3 protein-coding genes are annotated in these 6,690 nt (G+C 44.0%); all 3 read right to left on the bottom strand.

Translation table 11 applies throughout. From position 1 onward, the window contains the following. The coding region (locus H4O21_RS25510; RefSeq protein WP_220495815.1) for a hypothetical protein at nucleotides 1-215 on the bottom strand (215 nt) is incomplete at its 3' end. Between the two features lie 126 nt (nucleotides 216-341). Next, a complete protein-coding gene (locus H4O21_RS22900; protein ID WP_182811769.1) occupies nucleotides 342-5,273 on the bottom strand; it encodes a response regulator in 4,932 nt (1,643 codons plus the stop codon). Nucleotides 5,274-5,566: 293 nt separating this feature from the next. Further along, nucleotides 5,567-6,502, bottom strand: a complete 936-nt coding sequence (gene ygfZ, locus H4O21_RS22895; RefSeq protein WP_182811766.1) for a CAF17-like 4Fe-4S cluster assembly/insertion protein YgfZ — start codon at nucleotides 6,500-6,502, stop codon at nucleotides 5,567-5,569. Nucleotides 6,503-6,690 lie beyond the last annotated feature (188 nt).

The following is a 6,690-nucleotide window of genomic DNA, read 5'->3' as shown; positions in this document are numbered from 1 at the left end:
CTGATTGCCGTCCATGATTTATCCTCTCTGAAAAAAGTGCTTATTTTGCTACAACTCTCAAACAGGAATCCACACCTAACGTCGAGGAGCCAATTAGCAGGCTCATCATCAACGATGAGTATACTTCTTTTGGGAGGAGTTGATACTGAGAGCTTCATTGTTTCATCATCTGAATTTAGTGACAGCTTCAGGTAATCTGACGATTGGCTTGACATAATAATTCTCTTCAAAAGATATATCTGGTTATTAACAGATTGTTAAATCTGCGTCTTGAAAAAGTTTATTAATATTGGTATATATTATATGTGGCTATTGCCTTGTTGATTATAAATATCCAGATGTTAACTGCTGACCTGGCAGAGTGAACTTAAATCATGAAGGTGTTGTAAAGCCTGTTCATAATCGAATTGATGAACTGAGTTAATAAAGTTATTCAACTTCAACTGTAGTTCTTCATCCTGATTGTCGGATTGTGTAATAATAGTTGACAGAATTTCCAGTTCTTTGTCTGTGATCATTTCATGATCAGATAAAGCCTGTTGTAGGCGGGCTATCTCAGCACTCAGTGTCACACCCTCCATAAGCTCAATGACGGTTGGGAGGGTCTGGTTGAGTGACTGATGTTTCAGTATAATATAGCTTTGTTTCAGGTCATTCACGGCCTGAATGAAGTCTTGAATGGCTTTTTCATCTATGCCGTCTTCAGATGATAATGCGTCATAAAGCTGTCTGGTACTATTGTATAGTTCATTTGCTGTAAGGTTTCCACTGGTACCTTTAATACTATGTAATTTTTTCAATAATTCACTATTTTCTGTACTGTTGAAACGGTTATTAAGCATTATCAGGAAATCATCAGCCTGAATTAACAGCTGTTCAATGAGATGGATGAAAAGTGACTGGTTGTTGTTTAGCCGCTTTAATGCTGTCTCAGGATCTATTACTGTAATATTATCATAGGCTGGCAGAGTTTTATTATTGAAAACAAAACTAGCGGGCATTCTTTCTGGCATGGTCATAGGTCGCTCCTTATATGATAATTCTGATCGTTTAGGTGTAATCTCAGTATCAGATAATCGCTTTAACGGATGCCAGCGTTGTAATGTGGAAAATAACAGTTCAGCATCGACGGGTTTTGTCAGGTAGGCGTCCACACCGGCGTCCACACCGGCGTTCAGACTGTCTTGCCTATCTGCTTCAGAAGCGTTAGCCGTCATGGCAATGACTGGTAAAGCCTGCCATTCCGGATCGCTACGGATAATTCTTGTTGCTTCAAGACCATCCATAACCGGCATCTGAATATCCATCAGGATGGCATGAAACTGCCCTTGTTGTTGTTCTATTGTCCGGATGGCTTCTTTTCCATCTTCAGCAATCATGACCTGAGCGCCTTCACCTTCCAGCATGGCTTTAGCCACTTCCTGATTAATCTGATGATCTTCTGCAAGAAGAATTCTCATACCTTGTAATCGGTAGGAGGATGATCGTGTCGTGATATTATTTTCGGTTCTGAACAGATGGATAATGCTCTCAAACAGGTTAGATGCTGTAATGGGCTTAACCATCAGGTTGTCAATCGACTGCTTATGCTGTTGTTCAAGCAATTCTCTGCCATAAGCCGTTTCCATAATAATAGTAGGCATTTTATCGGAAGGAGAAAGCGCCTTCATCTTGCTGGCTGCTGTCAATCCATCCATATCAGGAAGTCGCCAGTCTATTAGCACAAGGCTGTAGTATTGTTCTTGTTGTATCGAATGTTGAAATATTTCAAGTGCACTTTCAGCACTGTCTGTTGCTGTAAACTGACAGCCGAAGCTATCAATGATATGGCAGAGTGTTTCTCTGGCATCACTGTTGTCGTCTACGATAAGTACGTTCAATTGGCTGATGGTATTCAGATCATAAGTGGAATAAGTACTGGTAGCATCCGGGTTGAGCCTGAACGGCAGCTGAATATTGAAGAACGTTCCTTTACCTGGTTCACTGTTTACCTGAATATGCCCCCCCATTAGTTTTACCAGCTGGTATACAATTGCCAGACCCAGACCTGTGCCTCCGAACTGGCGTGTTATAGAACTGTCTGCCTGTTCAAAAGGAGTAAAAGCTCTGTCCAGAGTCTCTTCATCCATTCCTATGCCTGTATCCTGGACAATAAACCGAATGTAATAATGATTGGCTTCGGGACGAGCCTCTCTATCTGCTTGTATGCGGAGTGTGACGGTACCCTTATGAGTAAACTTGATTGCATTGCTCATCAGATTCAGCAGGATTTGTCCTAGTCGAACGGAGTCACCAATCAGGTTTTTGGGGAGTTTCTGATCACAGTCGATTAATACTTCAATGTCTTTGTCTCTGGATATGGCTGAGGTCATACTGGCAATACTCTCCAGCACTGCATCCAGGTTAAAAGGAATGGGGTCAATCGACATTTTACCGGCTTCAATTTTTGAGTAATCCAGGATGTCGTTAATAATGCCCAGCAGGGATTGAGCGGAACTATCGATCCGGCTAATCTGGCGCTGTTGTTCCGGGCTGAGGTTCGGGGCTTCCTGTAAAAGATAAGTAAATCCGACAATTGCATTCATCGGTGTGCGGATTTCATGGCTCATTCTGGCCAGGAATTCGCTTTTAGCCTGAGTGGCAATCTCGGCTGTTTCTTTTGCTGCCATCAGCTCATGAGTCCGTTCTATGACGGTTTTTTCCAGATTGGTCTGGTACTCACTGATCTGTTGCTCCAGTAATTGCCGTTCTGATATGTCAACAACGGTGGCGAGAATCATGGCTTCGCTGGAAACGTCAATTCTGGACAGACCCACTTCAATCGGGAAATGGGAGCCATCTTTATGGCAAGCCGTCAGTTTTCGGGAGTCAGTGGTCAATTGGTCTGTGAAGGTGTCTGGTTCAGGTAAGTCATCCAGTTGTATGTTATCGGATATCAGGGTATCAATGTTCTGGCCCTGCAGCGTGTCAATGGTATAGCCCATATCCCTGGCAAAACGGTGATTACAACGGATGATTTGCCCCCATCGATTGACCAGAACAATACCGCTGGGAACGGAGTCGAACAAACGAACCAGTTCCTGAGTGACGTCACTGAATGCAGTGGTTAGGGTGGCCGTTTCTTTATCATAAAATGCAGGAGGGGGGAGTGTGTCCCGATGCCCTTGCTTAATACGGGTTGCAATATGAGTCAGTTGTTCTATGGGGGTGCTGATTGATCGGGACAAAAACAGAGCGATAACGCCTATACCAAGCAACACAAGAAGAAAGATGATAATCAGGTCGTGTTTTAGCTGTTCGTAGTTCTGATAGGCTTCCGACTGATCTACTTTAGTCAGTACTCCCCAGTTGACTTCATTCAGATAGGTTGTGACGGCAAATACAGGTTGTCCTCGATAGTCGATAACATCATCATGAAAGGCGGACTCACCTCTCAATGCCCTTATAATGGGGATATTATTACTATCTGCTGGAATTGTACGGGAACTGTTCAGCTGATCCTCAAAGCGTAAAAGTGTCAGAAAATGAGCATCGCCATTTTCCTGTTTTTCAGCCAGTAGTGTTTCTCCCGTGCTCCCTAGTCCGGCATAGTCCTGAGTAATACGCATTAAGCCGTCGATAGGCATCAAAGCTGTCACTGTGCCTATGAAAACATTATTAAGCAGCATAGGCATTGTCATATAAAGAGTCTGCTGCTGTTTGTCCGGAGAAAAGCGAATTTGGAACTGTGGCGACAGATGCTCCTCAGATTGAGTCAAATCGGATACATCCTGAGGCGATGCTTCTATAGGAGATGTTGAGGCAAGGGGACGCCCCTCTGGTGTTGTTATGGTCAGTGAACTGAATAAGGAGACCGACTGCAGGGCGTCTGTCAGTATTTTTTGTATTGTTTGTTTTAATTCAGGTGAGGGTGCCTGCAGATAAGCTTTAGTGGCTGATTTAAGGCGTGTCCGGCTGGCAACCAGCTGTAATCCGGCTTTATTATAAAGAATGTATTCCTTGATTCTTTTGTGTTGAAAATTTGCTACTGACTGCAGATGAGAAGCGGTTTCCTGTTGGATATTATTCTTAAAAGCCCTGAGAGCCATCATACCGATAGACGCTGATGCGACAATCCCAATAAAAAACAATGCCAGCGATATTTTCTGGCGAATAGTGATTGTGGGTATCGAATGGGCTGTCTGGCCGGATTGCCTGTTTTGTGAGTGATATAATCGATGTAATCCCATCAGTCCAGCCAGGATTGCCAGGCCGATACAAGCCTGTAGTGAGGTTTGTGCCGGGATGATCTGCCGGGTATTTTGTGCCAGTTGTTCCCTGGATAATGTGTGAATCAGAGTGAGATGGCGATCAGGAGAAGAGCGAATAAACGGAATGGATTGTACGATGCGATAGAGCCCGGTTTTCTCATCAAATTGCAGATCTGTTGCCGGTGATCTGTCTGGATCAGGCCGTGACAGGGTTGCAATATTACTGAACTCCTGGCTAAGAGAATAAGGCGTTCCTCTATCGCTACCGAATGTTTTGTTTTCATCCGGATGTATCAGCCAGTCGCCCCGTTCGTTAGCCAGAAAAAAGTGGCTTTGATATGGCCGTATCAGCTCCCGTGTGTCATTCTGGATTTGCTTGAGTAGTGGCTTGATTTCAAGGTTAATTATCAAAAAAGCGAAAGAGATTCCATTGCTCTGAAATAATGGTTTGATCGCTCTTAAAGTGGGTTGAAAAGGATACTCCACCAGACCATGTTCTCTGTTCAGGTTGATTTCTGACAGATAAACAGAGTGATCGGACAAGTTCGAAGCAGCCCGAAAATAATCCCGGTTAGCCTTATCCTGCAAGTGGTCAGAGGTAGCAACAGTAATAGTACCCTGTTTGTTTTCTACCCGAATGAGTTCTGATCCTTGCTGGTTCAGTGCAATTAATCTGATTTGGCGGTATTCATCGCGTTGACTGGCCAGTTGTATAAATGCATTCGTCAGGGGACGCAATTCAGTCGTCAGCTCATCTGCTGTGAGTGGATGCGATAAAAAATCACGCTGTGCCATACCCTCTGATAATGCCACTGCAGCATTGGATTGGCTCAACTGCTGGATATCTTGTTCCAGCATCTGAATCTGTTGTTTGAAGCGTTGCTTCAGTGTTGTGATAGAGGTTCCAGCATCAAGAGAATATTGTTTCAGCTCCGACGTTTGCTGATTCATGTTCTGTAAGTAGATAAGTAACATGACCAGAGATAAAACAGCCATCAGTTTTGGCAGTGATATTCTGGTCATTTGTTGTATGGCGGCCTGTATCATTATCCCTTTCTCTACAATGCTGTAAATGAAACTCCAGATGCTGAGGACGCGATGTTAATGGAATCTTATAATCAGGGCATGGGCTTTCCTGTATAAGCTTTGCCATGTCTTTATCGCTTTGTACGGGGGCGTCTCAGAATACATCTGAACGTTTTATGTGGGGGTATCGTTAAGTGTAGTTGTAAAATAAGAGGGTGCAATATTAGGTGGTATTGAAATTTTGGCTGATAACGGTGGAGAGCCATGCGTGTGGCTCTCCATAATGAAGATTATATATCTCGTTTGTCCAGCGGGTATGGCAGAGGCTGAAGCTCTGCGACTATACTATTATGGTTGCTGACGTGAAGACTGTGCTCCAGTGCGCTATCTTTGATGACGGCAAGTAGCTCCTGATTGCCCTGTTCGTTCACTGCACTTAGCAATACTTCACCCACTTCAGGTGTATTGTCTTCCGAAGCGTAAATCAGAGTGCCGACTGCAATCGCTTCAGATTCTCGAATCACAAGGTGCTGAATACGTTTTTTAACTCCGCCCCGATACTGAGCCCTGGCGATGATTTCCTGTCCGGTATAGCAGCCTTTCTTGAAGCTGATGGCACCGGTGGCCTGATAGTTCAGCATCTGAGGAATAAAGGTATCGCTGTGTTCCTGTTCAACCAGAACTCTGGCCAGTCGAATACTAAGCAGGTGCCAGCCGTTCTCGTCGATCTGATTCAGGCTGTCAGTGCCCATAGACTGATCAGAGGGAAGGATTAGCAGGCTTCTGGATTCTTCGCTTAACGGATAAAGACCATCCGTTGTATCACCATTGCTTAATAATTGTTCTGTGGCAGCCTGATTTAATCCTGTAACCAGATATTGTTCAGATACGTCCTCTAGCTGGCAGCGATATAAGGGAGCGTATTTGCTCAGTGTCGCTTTAGTGGTTTCAATCGTTGAACGTGGCATGACAAGATCACAGTGTTCTCCCTGATGAATAACATAAAACGTCGCGTATATTCGTCCTTTGGGAGAGCAGGCAGCTGCAAAGCGGATATCACCTTGCTGCATACTCTCTATATGACTGGTCGCTTGTCCGTGAAGCAGTTTATGAGCATTAGCCCCGTAGACTCTCAGAACTCCCAGGCTGTTCAATATAGCTATGCCAGGGGTATCGTTAAAGCATGTATTAATCTGCGAAGAGGTTTGATGATCTGTCTGATTCATAAATATTCCCGAACCTTCTCAGGGTTACTGCTGCAGTAAATTCCGGTTATTATAGGCGGGTTAAGTCTTTGTTCCAGCCTATTACCTGAGTTTTTTTGTCTGGTTTGTTGGCAATTATTTTTTAAGTACTGATGTTGAATAAAAAAAGTCTGTGGGCAAATTATCTGAAGTTGTGGCTTATATCCTGC

Source organism: Oceanospirillum sediminis (assembly GCF_014164585.1).
GTDB classification, from domain to species: domain Bacteria; phylum Pseudomonadota; class Gammaproteobacteria; order Pseudomonadales; family Halomonadaceae; genus Oceanospirillum; species Oceanospirillum sediminis.
Note: the sequence above shows the minus strand (reverse complement) of the source record. Positions and strands in the feature narration are given on the sequence as shown.

What these genes read in the sequence shown, in the direction of transcription:
- H4O21_RS22900 (WP_182811769.1), bottom strand. Translation starts at nt 5,273, where the DNA reads ATGACCAGAATATCACTGCCAAAACTGATGGCTGTTTTATCTCTGGTC.
- ygfZ (WP_182811766.1), bottom strand. Translation starts at nt 6,502, where the DNA reads ATGAATCAGACAGATCATCAAACCTCTTCGCAGATTAATACATGCTTT.